At 69.4% G+C, this 14,849-nt stretch carries 17 protein-coding genes and 3 pseudogenes; 11 read left to right on the top strand and 9 right to left on the bottom strand.

What is annotated here, in order from left to right; translation table 11 throughout:
- The first annotated feature begins 30 nt into the window (after positions 1 to 30).
- Entirely contained in the window at positions 31 to 762 is a 732-nt protein-coding gene (locus AC5WS8_RS00330; RefSeq protein ID WP_496101186.1) for a TioE family transcriptional regulator, read from the top strand.
- A 397-nt stretch (positions 763 to 1,159) separates the two neighbouring features.
- Positions 1,160 to 2,140 (top strand): alpha/beta fold hydrolase, encoded by a 981-nt coding sequence (locus AC5WS8_RS00325; protein ID WP_496101185.1) that lies wholly within the window; start codon positions 1,160 to 1,162, stop codon positions 2,138 to 2,140.
- Between the two features lie 39 nt (positions 2,141 to 2,179).
- Here the strand turns inward: AC5WS8_RS00325 and AC5WS8_RS00320 are convergent, their stop codons facing one another.
- Complete coding sequence (locus AC5WS8_RS00320) at positions 2,180 to 4,378, bottom strand: MMPL family transporter (protein ID WP_496101184.1); 2,199 nt, start codon at positions 4,376 to 4,378, stop codon at positions 2,180 to 2,182.
- Between the two features lie 115 nt (positions 4,379 to 4,493).
- Between AC5WS8_RS00320 and AC5WS8_RS00315 the strand changes: the two genes are divergently transcribed.
- Both AC5WS8_RS00315 and AC5WS8_RS00310 read left to right on the top strand, forming a co-directional pair.
- On the top strand, positions 4,494 to 5,120 hold the full coding sequence (locus tag AC5WS8_RS00315) for a TetR family transcriptional regulator (RefSeq protein WP_496101183.1): 627 nt from the start codon (positions 4,494 to 4,496) through the stop codon (positions 5,118 to 5,120).
- On the top strand, positions 5,117 to 5,845 hold the full coding sequence (locus AC5WS8_RS00310) for an LmeA family phospholipid-binding protein (protein ID WP_496101182.1): 729 nt from the start codon (positions 5,117 to 5,119) through the stop codon (positions 5,843 to 5,845). The genes AC5WS8_RS00315 and AC5WS8_RS00310 overlap by 4 nt, the downstream gene beginning before the upstream one ends.
- Before the next feature lie 92 nt (positions 5,846 to 5,937).
- On the opposite strand, the gene AC5WS8_RS00305 is transcribed toward AC5WS8_RS00310, so the two are convergent.
- The 3 genes from AC5WS8_RS00305 to AC5WS8_RS00295 form a co-directional block, all read right to left on the bottom strand.
- Complete coding sequence (locus AC5WS8_RS00305; RefSeq protein WP_496101181.1) at positions 5,938 to 6,801, bottom strand: class II glutamine amidotransferase; 864 nt, start codon at positions 6,799 to 6,801, stop codon at positions 5,938 to 5,940.
- A 45-nt stretch (positions 6,802 to 6,846) separates the two neighbouring features.
- Positions 6,847 to 7,164: a helix-turn-helix domain-containing protein gene (locus AC5WS8_RS00300; RefSeq protein ID WP_496101180.1), complete on the bottom strand. Its 318-nt coding sequence runs from the start codon at positions 7,162 to 7,164 to the stop codon at positions 6,847 to 6,849.
- Between the two features lie 79 nt (positions 7,165 to 7,243).
- The gene (locus AC5WS8_RS00295) at positions 7,244 to 7,816 is read right to left on the bottom strand and encodes a TetR/AcrR family transcriptional regulator (protein WP_496101179.1); all 573 of its coding nucleotides are present in this window, start codon (positions 7,814 to 7,816) and stop codon (positions 7,244 to 7,246) included.
- A gap of 110 nt (positions 7,817 to 7,926) precedes the next feature.
- Between AC5WS8_RS00295 and AC5WS8_RS00290 the strand changes: the two genes are divergently transcribed.
- Entirely contained in the window at positions 7,927 to 8,811 is an 885-nt protein-coding gene (locus AC5WS8_RS00290; protein WP_496101178.1) for an SDR family oxidoreductase, read from the top strand.
- A 160-nt stretch (positions 8,812 to 8,971) separates the two neighbouring features.
- Here AC5WS8_RS00290 and AC5WS8_RS00285 read toward each other — a convergent pair.
- The 3 genes and pseudogenes from AC5WS8_RS00285 to AC5WS8_RS00275 all read right to left on the bottom strand — a co-directional run.
- Positions 8,972 to 9,067, bottom strand: a pseudogene (locus AC5WS8_RS00285) (hypothetical protein); the annotation flags it as partial.
- On the bottom strand, positions 9,024 to 9,209 hold the full coding sequence (locus AC5WS8_RS00280) for a hypothetical protein (protein ID WP_496101177.1): 186 nt from the start codon (positions 9,207 to 9,209) through the stop codon (positions 9,024 to 9,026). The pseudogene AC5WS8_RS00285 and the gene AC5WS8_RS00280, both read right to left, overlap by 44 nt.
- Positions 9,173 to 9,742, bottom strand: coding sequence for a DUF5131 family protein (locus AC5WS8_RS00275; RefSeq protein ID WP_496101176.1), 570 nt, complete (start codon positions 9,740 to 9,742; stop codon positions 9,173 to 9,175). The genes AC5WS8_RS00280 and AC5WS8_RS00275 overlap by 37 nt, the downstream gene beginning before the upstream one ends.
- Before the next feature lie 98 nt (positions 9,743 to 9,840).
- Here AC5WS8_RS00275 and AC5WS8_RS00270 point away from each other — a divergent pair, with 98 nt between their 5' ends.
- Positions 9,841 to 10,578: a GNAT family N-acetyltransferase gene (locus AC5WS8_RS00270; RefSeq protein WP_496101175.1), complete on the top strand. Its 738-nt coding sequence runs from the start codon at positions 9,841 to 9,843 to the stop codon at positions 10,576 to 10,578.
- A gap of 73 nt (positions 10,579 to 10,651) precedes the next feature.
- On the opposite strand, the pseudogene AC5WS8_RS00265 reads toward AC5WS8_RS00270, so the two are convergent.
- Positions 10,652 to 10,879 (bottom strand): annotated as a pseudogene (locus AC5WS8_RS00265) (IS30 family transposase); the annotation flags it as partial.
- 45 nt (positions 10,880 to 10,924) lie between these two features.
- Here AC5WS8_RS00265 and AC5WS8_RS00260 point away from each other — a divergent pair.
- From AC5WS8_RS00260 to AC5WS8_RS00250, 3 genes and pseudogenes are all read left to right on the top strand, one after another.
- On the top strand, positions 10,925 to 11,248 hold the full coding sequence (locus AC5WS8_RS00260) for an integrase core domain-containing protein (RefSeq protein ID WP_496101174.1): 324 nt from the start codon (positions 10,925 to 10,927) through the stop codon (positions 11,246 to 11,248).
- 29 nt (positions 11,249 to 11,277) lie between these two features.
- A pseudogene (locus AC5WS8_RS00255) lies at positions 11,278 to 11,382 on the top strand (transcriptional regulator); the annotation flags it as partial.
- Positions 11,383 to 11,490: 108 nt separating this feature from the next.
- Entirely contained in the window at positions 11,491 to 12,030 is a 540-nt protein-coding gene (locus AC5WS8_RS00250) for a DinB family protein (RefSeq protein ID WP_496101173.1), read from the top strand.
- 152 nt (positions 12,031 to 12,182) lie between these two features.
- On the opposite strand, the gene AC5WS8_RS00245 is transcribed toward AC5WS8_RS00250, so the two are convergent.
- Complete coding sequence (locus tag AC5WS8_RS00245) at positions 12,183 to 12,569, bottom strand: nuclear transport factor 2 family protein (RefSeq protein WP_496101172.1); 387 nt, start codon at positions 12,567 to 12,569, stop codon at positions 12,183 to 12,185.
- 98 nt (positions 12,570 to 12,667) lie between these two features.
- Here AC5WS8_RS00245 and AC5WS8_RS00240 point away from each other — a divergent pair, with 98 nt between their 5' ends.
- Both AC5WS8_RS00240 and AC5WS8_RS00235 read left to right on the top strand, forming a co-directional pair.
- Positions 12,668 to 13,315, top strand: a complete 648-nt coding sequence (locus AC5WS8_RS00240; protein WP_496101171.1) for a TetR/AcrR family transcriptional regulator — start codon at positions 12,668 to 12,670, stop codon at positions 13,313 to 13,315.
- A gap of 472 nt (positions 13,316 to 13,787) precedes the next feature.
- Positions 13,788 to 14,429: a hypothetical protein gene (locus tag AC5WS8_RS00235; protein WP_496101170.1), complete on the top strand. Its 642-nt coding sequence runs from the start codon at positions 13,788 to 13,790 to the stop codon at positions 14,427 to 14,429.
- The last annotated feature ends 420 nt before the right edge of the window (positions 14,430 to 14,849 follow it).

The raw sequence follows: 14,849 nt of genomic DNA, 5'->3' as shown, positions 1-14,849 counted from the left end.
CAAGTCATCGTCCCCGCTACCCTTCGAAACATGGGTCGAAAGCTTCAAAGCGGGGAGCGGCTCAGGCCGGTCGATCTGGCACGCGGGCACGGTCTGTCCACGCAGGCGATCAGGAACTACGAGGAAGACGGCATCCTTCCGGCCGCCGGTCGCACGCCTCACGGTTACCGCACCTACACGCCGCTGCACGCGCGGGCCCTGAGCGCGTTTCTTGCCCTGGTGCCCGGCCACGGTCACCCGACGGCAGCGTCGATCATGCGGGCGGTGAACCAGGGAGAGGCCGATGAGGCGTTCCGTCTCATCGACGAGAGCCATGCCCAGCTCCTCGACGACCGCCGGACCCTCCAGGCCGTGGAGCGCGCCCTCCGCGCCCTGGAGCCCTCCGCGGCGTCCCACTCCGGCCCCGCGTCCGGGTCCGACGGCACCTTCATCGGGCCGCTGGCGGAGAAGCTCGGCATCCGGCCCGCGACGCTGCGCGCATGGGAGCGCGCCGGTCTGGTGCGCCCGCGCCGCGACCCACGGACCGGGTACCGCGTCTACGACGAGGCCGACGCACGGGACGCCCGACTGGCCCACCAGCTCAGACGCGGCGGCTACCTGCTGGAGCAGATCGCCCCGCTGATCGCCCGGGTACGCACGGCCGGCGGGCTGGCACCACTGGAGACCGCCCTGGACGACTGGCGAGGTCGGCTGTCCGCCCGGGGGCGGGCGCTGCTGGCCGGGGCCGCCGAGCTGGAGGCGTACGTCCGCGAGCGCGGATGAGATGTCGGCCGTCCTCGGCCAGGGCGCCCTCCCGCCCGGACTACGGCGTCACCGGCACGGTCGCCCGCGAGCACCGTACTGACCAGGCCGGCACCGCCCGGCCTCGCCGGCGATCGCCGCAGCGGCCGGTTGGGGCGTCGGTGCGAGAGCCGTCTCGCACCGGGCGCACGGCCCCCGAGGAAGGATGAACCCTCGAGCGGGGACCACGGCTGGTGGCCGTCCTGTACCGGGACGGTCGGCCGACCGCGTCGGTGTCACCGTCGAGGGCCGGACTTGCCGAATCGGCAAACGGACTCGTCTTCTCGGTACGGCTTCCGGATGATCGACGCTGAGGCGACGGAACGGCGCAAGAGGGCCGTCCCGGCGTACAGGAGACCGACGGTCCCGAAGGAGACGCATGTCGCAGCAGGTCGCAGAGCTCACACACCGATTGGTCGCCTCGCCGGGAGGCCGGATTCACCTGGTGGAGCAGGGAACCGGGCCGCTGGTGCTGCTCGTACACGGCTTCCCGGAATCCTGGTACTCCTGGCGCCACCAGTTGCCGGTGCTCGCGGCGGCGGGTTACCGCGCGGTCGCCGTCGATCTCCGCGGCTACGGCCGCTCCTCCAAGCCGGCCCCGACGGATGCGTACCGGATGCTCGACCTGGTGCAGGACAACGTCGCGGTGGTGCACGCGCTGGGCGAGGAGTCGGCGGTGGTCATCGGCCACGACTGGGGCGCGACCATCGCCGCGAACTGCGCCCTCCTCGAGCCGGACGTGTTCCGGGCGGTGGGACTGCTGGGCGTTCCCTACATCCCCCGTGGCGGGCCCCGCCCCAGCGACGTCTTCGCCCGGATGGGCGGGGACGAGGAGTTCTACATCTCCTACTTCCAGGAGCCGGGCCGCGCCGAGGCCGAGATCGAACCCGATGTACGCGGCTGGCTCGCGGGTTTCTACGCGGCCCTGTCCGCCGACACCATGCCCGCATCCGGCGCTCCCGATCCGCACTTCGTCAGCAAGGCCGGGACGCTGCGTGACCGGTTTCCCGCCGGCCGACTGCCCGCCTGGCTCGGCGAGCGGGACCTCGACGTCTACGCGGGGGAGTTCGAGCGCACCGGTTTCACCGGAGCGCTCAACCGCTACCGGAACATGGACCGTGACTGGGAGGACCTCGCCGCCTTCGACGGCGCCCCCCTCACCCAGCCGTCCCTGTTCGTCGGTGGCAGCCTGGACGCTTCCACGACCTGGCTGGCCGACGCGATCAAGGCGTATCCGGTCACGCTGCCGGGCCTGGTCTCCTCTCATCTCCTCGACGGCTGCGGGCACTGGATCCAGCAGGAACGCCCCGCCGAGCTCAACCGGCTCCTGACCGACTGGCTCGCCGCCCTGCCCGCCTGACGCACTCCCAGGCGGCCCTGACGGATGCCGGACCGCGGATCAGGCGTGCAGGCGGGGAAGGCGGCGGTCGAGTCGTTCGGGAAGCCACCAGTTGGCGCGGCCGAGGAGAAACATGCTGGACGGGACGAGGACGAGGCGGACGAGGGTGGCGTCGAGGACGACGCTCACGGCGAGGCCGAGGGCGAGCATCTTGACGACGACCGTGGGCGAGGTGGTGAACGACAGGAAGACGGCGGTCATGATGAGGGCGGCGCTGGAGATGACGCGGCCGGTGGCAGCCAGACCGGTGCCGACGGAGCGGGTGTTGTCGCCGCTGGTGTGCCACAGGTCGGCGATGCGGGAGAGCAGGAAGATCTCGTAGTCCATGGAGAGTCCGAAGACGATGGCGAACATCATCATCGGGACGTACGACTCGATGGGCACCGACTCGTGCAGGCCGAGCAGGCTGCTGCCCCAGCCCCATTGGAAGACAGCGGTCAGCACCCCGTAACTGGCCGCGGTGGTGGCCAGATTGAGCAGCACGGCCTTCAGCGGAATGACCAGACTGCGGAAGACCGTCATCAGCAGCAGGAAGGCCGCGGCCAGGACGGTCGCGATGATGACGGGCAGGCGCTGCCGGACGGTGTCACGGAAATCGACCTGGGCGGCCGTGGCGCCGGTGACGTAACCGTGGGCGGCCGTGCCGCGGAGGGCGCTGGGGAGGGTCTCCCCGACCAGGGTGGTCACCAGGGCGGTGGTGGACGCGTCCTGGGGGCTGTGAACAGGGATGACGGTGGTGGTCAGGAGGCTGCCGTCCGGGGTGGACGCGGGCGTGGTCACCTGGGCGACATCGGGGGTCTGCTCCAGGGCCCGCTGCAGAGCAGTGGTGAGACCGGGCGTTTTGGAGCGGTCGGAGCCGAGGTCGATCACCACGGTCAGAGGGCCGTTGGCACCGGGACCGAAACCGGGACCGCTCGCCTCGGCGATGAGGTCGTAGGCGGTGCGGCTGGTGGTTCCGGCGCCGTCCGCGCTCGCGTCGACGTGGCCCAGCCGCATGGACAGGGCGGGGGCGGAGAGCAGAGCGAGGGCCGCAGTGCCTACGGCGAGGAAACGCCATGGGCGCCGGGCGATGCGGGCCGCGTAGCGGTGCCATCCGTCGCGATCGCCGGAGGTCTCGGCTATGGGCCGGCGAACGGAGAAGCGGTCGATGTGGCGGCCGGTCAGGCTGAGAGCGGCCGGGACCAGTGTGACGGCGGCGGTCGCGGTGACAGCGACGGCGAGGGAGGCGGCGAATCCCAGTTTGCCGATGAAACTCAGGCCGCAGGCGTAGAGGCCGAGCATGGCCACGACGACCGTCACCCCGGCGACCAGGACGGCGCGGCCGCTGGTCGCGGTGGTGCGGGTGGCGGCCGAGACCGGGTCGTGACCGTCCCTCAGGTCCTGCCGGAAGCGGGTGGTCAGGAAGAGGCCGTAGTCGATGCCGACGCCCAGACCGATCATGGTGGCCAGGGTCGGGGCGGAGGTCGCGAAGGACACGGTCCCGGCGACGATGCCGACGACGCCGAGCCCGGTACCCACCGCGATCAGGGCGGAGACCAGAGGCAGCACCGCGGCGAGGATGCTGCCGAAGGCGAGGAGCAGTACGAGCAGGGCGGCGACGATGCCGATGAGCTCGCTGGCGCGGTCGTCGGCGGGCTGCCTGGTGACCTGGTCCAGGTCACCGCCGTAGGCGACGTGGACGTGGGAGTCGCGGGCCGGTTGTGTCGCCCGGTCCAGCTGGTGGGTGTAGTCGTGGCCGAGGGCCTTGGCCTCCACGTCGAACCGCACGGTCGTGTATGCGGTACGTCCGTCCTCGCTGACCGCCGGAGCGGAGACGGAGGCCACATGGGGCAGGTGTGCCAGCCTCGACAGCGAGCTGCTCACCGATCGGTCGGAGGCCACTGCACCGCCGGCGCTGTGGAAGACGACACGGCCGCTGGAACGGCCCGCTGCGGGGGAGTGGGCGGCGAGCAGGTCCGCACCGGTGCGGGACTGCGTGCCGGACAGGCTCACCTGGTCGCTGAACGCCGGTGCCACCACGTGACGGCCGGTCAGCGCCGCGGTCAGGGCCAGTACCCAGGCGGCCACGACCACCACGGGGTGGCGGGCGCACCAGCCGCCGAGCCGGGTGAGGCCGCCGACTGGTCGGGCGGAAGCAGGGAGGGCGGACGCGTCCGTCTCGGATGGGGCAGGCGTGGACGGCTGGGATCGGGCAGGCATGGACGGCTCCGGGCGAGGTTCGGTGGGTTGCCGCGAAGGACACTAGACCAAAAGTGGCACGACTGTCATTTGTCATGGGTGTCATTTGGCATACCTGACAAGATAGGCTGACGTCATGCCCACTCCACACGAGTCGTCACCGACCCCGGGACTGCGGGAACGCAAGAAGGACCAGACACGACAGCGGTTGCGTACCTGTGCCGCCCGGCTCTTCGCCGAACGCGGCTTCGCCGACACGACCGTCGCCGACATCGCCGCCTGCGCGGACGTGTCCACCCGCACGTTCTTCCGCTATTTCGACAGCAAGGAGGACCTGCTGCTACCCGACGGCGTCGAACTCTTCGCGGCAGTCGAGCGCGCCTTTGGGCAGCGCCCCGTGGACGAGCCCCCCTTCGACGCCGTCTGCAACGCGCTGCTGGCCGCGGCCGCGCCGTTCCAGAACACCAGCCTGACCGCCCTCACCCACCCTCTGGACGGAACCGAACAACTCATCGCAGCGCGGATGATGCAGGCTTTCACCGAGTTCGAGGACCGTCTCACGCGCCTTGTCCTCGGCCGGCTGGAACCCGGCACACCGGACGCGGATCTGCACGCCGCCGTGGTCGCCGGCGCCGCCCTGGCAAGCGTTCGCGCCGTTCTGCGCACCCAGCGCAGCCGCCGCGCCGCGGGCACCCACCGGCCGGCCGCGATGCTGCCCCAGGCCTTCGACATCCTGCGCGCGATGGGGACCACAGCTTCATGATCCGCAGACGCCTCCTGCCGGCCGCTTGCGCAGCCGTGATCCTCATAGCGCCGCCGGCGGGCAACGCCGTCCTGAGGCATCGGGCCGAACAGCGCATCCGCCACGTCGCCGCATGCCGCCTCGCTCCTGTCGGGAAGGTGAGCGCGACCCTCGACAGCGCGCTGGCAGCCGTGAGCATGCTGCACGGAAGCATCGGCGACGTCGACCTCCATGCCGACGACTTGCGACGCGGCGGCATGGCCCTGCACCTCGATGCGCACCTGCGCCGGGTCATGACAGACGGCGCCACCCACGGCGGAAGCGCCACCGTGACCATCCCCTACACGCAGCTGGCCAAGCGTCTGCCCCGCCCCGGCAGCGGCCCCCCGTGGACCCCTGGCACCGACGGCACAGGCCTCATCCTGACGGGCACCGTCGGAAGCCTGGGCGTGCCCGTCACCGTCCACACCGACATCACGGTGCGTGCCGACACACTCGTCGTCACCCCCACCGAACTCACGGTCCTCGGACGCACCCTTCCCGTCGCCACCCTGCGCAGCAACGTCGGCGACACCTCGGCAGCCCAGCGTCTGAAGCCGCGCTCCATACCCTTGCCCGCGCTTCCCTCCGGCGTCGGGCTGACCGGCGCGCGCGCCACAGCCGACGGCCTCGCGCTCCACCTCCACCTGCCAGACGGGGCCGACGGCACCCGTCCCCAGGCCAAGGGCACCTGTGCGGCGCGGTGAGGGCACCGGCACGCCTGGTGCGTGCCTCCAGACCCCGCGCTCCGTGCGTGCCTACGGCCCCCGGTCGGCCAGGGCCGGTTCCCGCGAGCGCATCACCTCTGTGAGGCTGCGGCCTCGGGGCGCAGGTCGTCGAGACCGAGACGGTGGGCGGGGGGCCGGGGGAGAACGACGTGGCTGGTGGTGTCCCGACGCCGGTCGACATGGAGCAGCTCGCCCGGTTCCATGAGGCGCCAGTGAGGGTTGTCGTCCATGCGCTCGCTGGCGATGACGACGGCGGGGTGGTGGGCCAGATCGGCCGAGTGGACGCGCATGTCCCCATGGCTGCCGCTGTGGTCCAGATGCCGCGCGCCGTGGTGTCCGCCTGCGGGCCGCTGCAGTACGTACAACTCGTGCGTCTCGGGGTAGCGCAGCGCCCACAGCTCATCGGGAGTGGTGAGGACGACGTTGAGGGCGTAGACGGGCAGGTTCTGGGCCACCCACCGTACGGCCTGCCGGATGCCGGCGCAGATGTCACCGCCGTGGTGTTCGATCTCCCGCGTGATGAGGGCGAAGAGCCGCTCCGAGTCGGTGTCGCCCCGGACCAGCGCCCGGTCGCGTCCGAGGTGGTGGTCGAGCTCGTCCAGCCCCTCGATGACTCCGTTGTGCGCGAACAGCCGCCCCTCCTGCTCGAACGGGTGGGTGTTGCGGACCTGCAGATCGCCGGTGGAGGCGTAGCGCACGTGGGCGAGGAAGGTCACGGATTCGACCTGCCGGGCCTCCTCCGCGAAGGCCCGGTCCGCATAGGCTGCGATCGGTGCCTTGTGGACCTGCGGGCTGCCGTCGGGCCGGAAGTAGCCCAGTCCGGTGCCGTCGGGGTCGCGGTGGCTCTGATCGCGGAGGCTGTCCGGCGCATCCAGTAGCCAGAACGTGGCGTGGGTGCGCCGGGGTGCACCGGTCATCCCGAAAAGACGGCACATGTCGTTCCCCTCTCCTCTCCCCGCAGCGTCCGAGGCTGCTCCCCGTCATCCTTTCCCTCGGTCGGTCCAGGTGGCGACCAGGCCCGCCCGGGTTTTCGGCCCCCGGTCGATGGAGGCGGTCAGGCCTACACCGGCGCCTTGTGGGCGGAGAGGTTGCCACAGACCAGGTGGACCGCCGGACCAGGGCTGGTCTGGCGGGCGATCTCGCAGAAACCTGGTCCGCCACCGCGTCACCGTCTTGCGGTCCATCCCCAGCCGCGCGGCAACGGCCGTGTTGTTGCCGCCCGCGGCACAGGCCGGCACGATCCGCGCCCGCTTCGCCAGCCCTTGAGCCGTGGAACGCCGCCTGGCCCAGTTCTCCAAAGTCAGCCGTTCAGCCTCGGTTCAGCCTCTGAAACAGAACACGACTCAGGAGGCGCCCAGAGACCTCAAGACCGGGGCACTAGTCGAGCGCAGCCATCGCGGTTCGGAGTTCGTCGAGTGCGTGGCGTGCGAGTTCGGTGAGCGTCTGCCGGTTGGTTGGATCGGCCCATTGGTCGAAGGCGTGGTAGAAGGCACGGATGCCGAGTTCGGCGGCGAGGCCCGCGGTCGGTTCCGATACGCCGCGCTTGCGGAGCGCGTCTGCCATGGCCTTGGCAAGTCCGTCGCGTTTGAAGGCGGCGCGCTCCTGCAGTTCGCTGTTGCCGGCAGTGACCGAGCGGAGGTTGGCACTGAACTCGCGGCGGTCGTCCGTAAAGGTGGCTGTGATGGCGTCGAGGGCCGCTCCGACCACTTGCAGTGGCGTGGCCGGGCCGGGCGCCTCGCTGATCGCGTCGGCGAGGAGCCGGGCATGCGTGTCCTGGCCGGCGAAGAGCACTTCTCGTTTGTCGGGGAAGTGCCGGAAGAAGGTCGTCTTGGTCAGACCGGCTCGGTCGGCGATCTCGTTGACGGTGGTGGCGTCGTAGCCCTGTTCGGTGAACAGGTCGAGTGCGGCGCGCACCAGCCGTTCTCGTGCGTTCGGTTCCCATCGAGCCATGGGGACAGCCTAAGTGATGTGACTTGGTACCGTCACAGCGGCTATGGTGACGGTACCAAGTCACATCACTTCGCTCCTTCCGGGCGGGGTGCTCGACCCCAGGAGAACTCATGCGTGTATTCGTCACCGGCGCCGGCGGCCACATCGGATCGGCCGTGGTGCCCGAACTGATCCAGGCCGGACACGAGGTCGTCGGCCTGGCACGGTCCGACGCCTCGGCAGTCGCCATCAAGGCCATGGGCGCCGAGGTGTGCCGCGGCGACATCGCAGACCTGGGCGGTCTGCGTCTGGCGGCGGCCGACGCGGACGCGGTCATCCACCTCGCGTTCGACCATGGCGCCATATCCCCGCGGAACTTCGCCGACGCGGCGAGGGCCGACCTGGCCGTGGTGCGGACACTCGGTGAGGCGCTGTCCGGCACAGGCAAGACCCTCATCGGCGTCGGCCTGACACACACCGGTGATGCGAAGCGGGATGCGGCGATCGACGCCAACCCACGCTCCGCCGTCGCACGCGCGATTGCCGGGTTCACCGATCAGGGCGTGCGGACCATGCTGGTCGCGGTCCCGCCGGTCACCCACAGCACGCGGGACCGGCATGGCTTCATCCCCAGGTTGATCAAGATCGCTCGTGACTCAGGCGTGTCCGGCTACGTCGGCGACGGTGTCAACCACTGGGCCGCCGGTCACGTCCTGGACGTCGGCCGGGTCTTCCGGCTCGCGCTGGACAAGGCCGCGACCGGATCCCAGCTGTACGCCGCGACCGAGGAGGGCATCACGGTGCGGGAGATCGCCGGGATCATCGGCCGCCACCTGAACGTCCCGGCCGTGAGCATCCCCGCCGAGCAGGCCGCGGACCACTTCAAGGGCTTCCCGTTCATCACGCTCGACATCACGATGCCGAACGCGGACACCAGGCAGTTGCTGGACTGGGAGCCGGTTCATCCCGGCCTGATCGCGGACCTCGAAGACGGCCACTACTTCACCACCAGCTGACCCCGACCCGGCCCACCGGCCCGGTCGGCGGTTCGTCCACCGGCTGGGTCGGCAAGGGGCTCCGCGGCCCCGTCACATGATCGGCCGGACAGTGCCCAAGAAGGCTCAGGGACCTCATATCCCGGACCGCTGCTCCCTCTTCCTCACACACGTATCCGGGTCACAGCCCAGCACGGCCGACCGCTGCGGGATACTCATCCCAGGTCCAACCATCAAGCAGACGGCCGCCGGCCTCCGGGGTCAGCCCACCGACCTGCTTGAGGAACGGAGCGACCCGAAGATCGACACACCGGTCTCGAATGTCGCGGACCCAGGGCCACGTCCAGCGGCCGGTGAGCCGAGCCGCTCTCGCCGCCGACGATCACCCAGTCGATCCCCGACGGCTCCAGGGACGGCACCGGACCCAGCAATGGCTCCAGCGACAAGAACCGGAGAAGGCCATCCCGGTTTCCTGGCAGGTGTCCCGGATCTGCGTTACCCACGCTTCCTCCAGCGGCCGGTGCCCAGGCCCGGACTCGCCGCCCGCGATGACCCAGTCGATCGCCGTGAGTTCCAGCCCGTCCAGCGGCCCCAGCGGCGGCTCGCACGAGAGGAACTTCACCGCCGCCGGTACCTGCCGCAGGTCGGTCGACGCGCGGCAGTTCCTTCGCGCTCTCCACGGACACGCCCATCCACAGGTTGTCCGGCCACTCCAGCCGGTCGGCGACCTGCGGGACGGCCCGGCTCCCCGGCCAGGGTGCGGGAGCCCGGCAGACCGTCGCCGGCCGGCAGCCGGCCGTCGAGGATGGCGGTGCGGATGCGGTGCGGGAGCTGCCTTTGCAGGGACGCACCGCTGCGCTCCCGTGTCAGCGGCGCCTGAAGAAGAAGGTCGAGCTGCGGCTCCAGGGCCTCGCTGCTTGCTGACATGACTCTCTCCCCGCGCACAGGCCATCCGTGGACCCATGGATTGCCTTGATTGTGGACCTGGCCAAGGAGCCACGCGATGCCTAACGTTCCAGGCGCCGCCACACCGAGAGAAGGGGAAGCAGGATGTCCTCGCAGCTCAACGAATACGCCCAGGCCGTTGGCCGACCGCTGGCCGAGTGGAGCGCCCGCCCGGCGCCCGCCCGCGTCACCATCGACGGCTCCTTCTGCCGGCTGGAACCGCTGGACGCCGATCGCCACGCAGGCGATCTCTATTCCGCCTATCGTCTCGCGCCGGACGACAGGGACTGGACGTATATGACGGTCGGCCCCTTCGGCAGTCACGGCGACTACCACCGCTACGCCGCGACGGTCGCAACGGTAGAAGATCCACTGCATTATGCCGTCATCGATCTCAGCGGTATTGCTGTGGGCACCCTCTCCCTGATGCGGCAGGACCCGTCCAATGGTGTCGTCGAGGTGGGAAACGTCATGTTCTCACCCCTGCTGAAGCAGACTCCGGTATCGACCGAAGCGCAGTTCCTGCTCATGTCCTACGTCTTCGATCAACTCGGCTACCGGCGCTACGAATGGAAGTGCGACAGCCTCAACGCGCCCTCACGCAAGGCCGCAGAGCGGCTGGGCTTCACGTACGAGGGGACTTTCCGCCAAGCGGTCGTGTACAAGGGCAGGAACCGCGACACGGCATGGTATTCCGTCATTGACGCCGAGTGGCCGCAATTGAAGATGTCGTTCCAGGAGTGGCTGTCGCCCGAGAACTTCGAAGCCGACGGCCACCAGAGGCGGTCGCTGGCCGCCGTACGCGCGGTTGACCCGCATGCCGAAGCGCCGAGTACGCGGTGACGGCCGTCGACGTGACCGAGGTGTCAGCCGGGCGTGGGGTGTGGACGCCCACAAAGCGGCCGGAGCGATTCCAACGTTCGGCGAACGAAAGGTGGCGGCCCGAGACGGCAAGATCGATCTGCGGCATCCCGCCGGCATGCAGGAACCACCGGGTGCCCGCTGGCGCCGCTCCGACGGCGACGGTCGCATCCTCACTGGTCAGTCCCTTGGCGATCTCTCGCCAGAACAGTCTCTCGACCTCCCGCTGAGTCGAGGGCCGTCCCGGCGACTTCTTGGGTGAGCGCCCCGTCGACTCCGTTATCCAACCCGCTGGTCGTCCCACAACACACCTCTCTGATCAGGGGTGTTGCAACGACTGGATGAACCTGGGCAGTACACCAGCCGGGCCTTCGCCGACGCCTGCCGCCAGGCCGGCGTCCGCCGGTCCATGAGTGCGATCGGCAGCTCGGCGGACAACGCGCTCGCCGATTCCTTCAACGCGACGTTCAAACGCGAGACGCTCCAAGGCCGCAAGACCTGGCCCAGCGAACGCGAGGCCCGCCTCGACGCGTTCCGCTGGCTCCACCGCTGCAACACCCGACGTCGTCGCTCCCACCTCGGACAACGCAGCCCGATCGCCTACGAGACAGCATCCGAAACAACATCAACTACGCTGACACCAGCCACATGACCCGTGTCCAGGGTTCGGGGTCAAGGCCCGTCGACTGGTTGCCCCCGCTCCTGGCCTCACTCGACCTGCCGTTCGTCATCGAGCGCCCCGATGAACTGCGCGTCGTCGCGCTCGCCGATCGCCACGGCTCCTGAGGGTCGCTGTGGGTCATGGTCGGTCGCTGTGGTTGCTGTACTTCTCTGCTGTACAGCAGGATGTCCCTGTCAGGATCGGGCGTTGACCTCGTCTGCGACAATGCGGCCATGAGTGACGCCTCTGGGCCGCAGACCTTCGCTTCGCCGCTCAAGCCCTTCGACCTGCGCACCATCACCATGGCGCCTGAACGTGAGGCCTTGGCCGGGTGGCTCGACTACCATCGCGCCGAGTTGCTGAGGAAGCTCGATGGGTTGACCGAGGAACAGACTGCCCGGCGTGTCGTTCCGTCCCTCACCACCCTGCACGGATTGGTGCGGCACCTCACCAGGGTCGAGTTTCTCTGGTTTGTTGACGTCATCAAGCAGAGTGAGGAACCCGCGCCCTTCGGTTGGCCGAAGCGCAGGGACGGTGACTTCCTGCTGAACGACGGCGCGACACTGCCCGAGGACGTCGCGCGCTACCTGGCCGCCTGTGAGCACAGCCGCGAGATCTTCGCCGGGGTTTCACTGGATGATGTTCGTACGCACCACCGATTTGGGGATCTCGACGTGCGGTGCATCATGATGCACATGATCAGGGAATACGCCCAACACAACGGTCACGCGGACGTCATTCGCGAGCTCATCGACGGCAGCACGCAGAGCTGAGTCCCCTCACACCTCCGGGCGCGGCCTTCAGTGCCGCCCGGACCGCTCTTCACTGATCCGTCCCGAGCGTGGACGGGCCGCTCGGTCGTCCGGATCACAAGATCGTCGGCAGACCCGTTGAGTGATGGACATGCCTGTCTGTGCGGGGCGGTTCAGACGAAGAATGCGTTCATGCCGGGGACGTCGGAGAGGTAGGTCTCGATGCTCGCGATCTTGCCGTCGCGCAGGCGGCAGACGGTGGAGAGGTACTCGTCGAGCCGGACTTCGCCCCGGCGGGCGGTGTTGTGGAGGGACAGGGCCATGTTCTCGGGGCTGACCAGGATGTGGAGCAGTTCGAAGGTGAGGCCGTAGGAGGCGATCTTCTTCGCCCGCTCCACGACCGCCTCGGCGCCGTCGGCCGTACCGGAGATGGTGTTGTCACCGGGGAGGACCCAGGTGGCGTCGTCGGTGAGCAGGGTCCGGATGCCGTCCCAGTCGCGGGCGGTGAGGTAGGCGTGGAACGCCTTGGCGAGCTGGTACTGGACCTCGTACTGGGTCATTTGGTTCTCCTCAGATCGATACTAAAGCGATGATCTCCGCTTTAAGCACGGTAGGGACTCGCTCACTAAAGCGCAAGTCGATGCTTTAGGATGGATGCATGCCCATCGAAGGCAAAGACATCCGCCCCGGAGGCCGCAGCGCCCGCGTACGCGCCGCCGTGCACCGGGCTGTCGTGGACCTGGTGCAGGAAGTCGGGACCGAGAAGGTGACCATCCCCGCGGTGGCGCGCCGCGCCGGCGTCAATCCCAGTTCCGTCTACCGCCGTTGGGGTACGACCTCCGCGCTCCTGGCGGACGTGGCCGCCCGGCGCCAGGACGAGGGGGCGCCGGAGCTGCTCGGTGACCTGCGCAAGGATCTCGAACGAGCCGCTCTGTGGACGCTCGCCGACCTGTCCCGGCCGGGAGGCGTGGCGTTCTTCCGCGCCGAAGTAGCTCCGGACGTGGACGAGCGCCGAGCAGGACTGCGCGAGTGCCTGGAGCGGGTCAGTACCCGGTTCCACGCCGCCCTGGAAGCCGCGGCCCAACGGGGCGAGGCGACACCCCCACTGGAACGGGTACTGGACCACGTGGTTGCACCCCTCTACTTCCGCGTGGTGTTCTCGATCCCGGAAACCGACGAGGACTACGCACGCGGCCTCGTCACCGACCTGTACGACTCCGCACACGCCACCCCGCAACCACCGCGCCCGCACCCCGACCCTGCCCCGGCCTCGAACGCAAACGCGGCGCAGCCCACCCACACGTAGCAGAGGCAAGGCCCGAACCCCGCCCCGCCACCATCACCTGGGATGGAACGGCCGGGGTGGGACTGAACCGTTCCGGGTCCGGTGGTGAGCTGGAATGTCACGCGCTGACGGGTCCGTTGGCGCGGGTGTGCCGGTGATGGTAGGCGGTTTCGTGCTCGGCTGGTGATGTGTAGCTGAGAGCCCCGTCGACTCGGCGGTGGTTGTACCAGTCGATCCACTCGGCGGTGGCGCGATGTTCAGGACAGGCCCGGTGTACAGGGCCGTGGTGATGCTCAGGTCCAGCCACGACTGCTCGAGGGTCTTTTCGCCCGTAGGAGTTGGTCGTGGTCAACGTCGCTTCCTGGGGCACTGTCGTATCTCGGGGCGGCGAAGTACCAGACGATCGAACGTGATCGTGGCCCCGAACGGTGCGATGCGGCGTACGATCAGCGGATACCTGCGTGCCAACACCCGGCGATGCGAGGGGAATGCGATGAACACGCGTGTCTCCGCCGGCAGCGACGACGACCGCGAGCGGCTCATCGACGGATTCTGGGACGAGGTGTGCGACGGCCTCGAGGTCCATCCCGAATTCGCGTGGCTCCTGCACCGGATGCGGCCGAACCTGCCGTTGGAGCCGACCGCCGCACAACACCAGGCATGGATCGAGCTGGTCGGCCTGCTGCAGGACGACGACTTCCGCCTGGCCGTCCGCTCGTTCTTCCATGACGCGTTCAGCGGCTCCCGGTCGCGCGAGGTCACGGCGCCGTCGATGCTGGAGCGCATCGAGAGGCTGCGGCGGGTGCAGTTGGAGGCGATGGCGGCACAGCGGTCCGGTCTACCGGCGGACGGTGCTGAGGCTCGGGACATCGCCCACCGGGTGGTGGCGTCGATGGCCGATGTCGTCGGGCAGGAGTACGCAGGTGAACTTCGACGGCGGATCGCGACCACCGTCCCGGTCGGGACCGGCGCCACCGCGGGGTTCGCGGGCGGGTTCACCGGTCTGCTCGGCCGCTACCAGGAGCTGATCGCGACGATCAACGAGACACCGCTGCTGGAGCCGGCCGATCTCGCGGCACACCGGGCGTGGCTCGCCACCGCCGCCACGGCGAGCGCCCCCCGCGACACCGAATGAGAGCCGCTGCCCGGGTGCGAGCCGTCGGCAGTGCCCCAGGGGAGAACCGCGAAGTCATGACGCGGTAAGTGCTCGCCCGGTCCCGCCGCAAGCAGGCGGTGCTGAAAGGAACGATGTGAACCGGATCTCGGTTCGGGTCATGTCAGTGGCCTCCGCCACCGCCATGACCGCTGTGGGTGCCGTCGTCGGTGTCGCCTTGCGAATCAAAGCCGACCAGCGTCTGTGACGTGGCGGGCTCGACCCTTCTTGCCGAAGTCCCCAGACGGCGATGGGGCCGGCAACCGGTACTCATGCCGGCGTCGGCTCAATTTGGGCTCTGGATCATTTTCCGTGCAGCGTTGACGGACGGTCACGGACCCTCGGCGGCCGGAGGGCCACGCGGCCGGAAGTCGCGCACGCCGCGCCCAGGACGTTTCTCTT

The sequence above is a fragment of the Streptomyces sp. PTL18 genome, assembly GCF_059510295.1.
The sequence above is the reverse complement of the archived record's forward strand: the minus strand, read 5'-3'. Positions and strand labels throughout refer to the sequence as shown.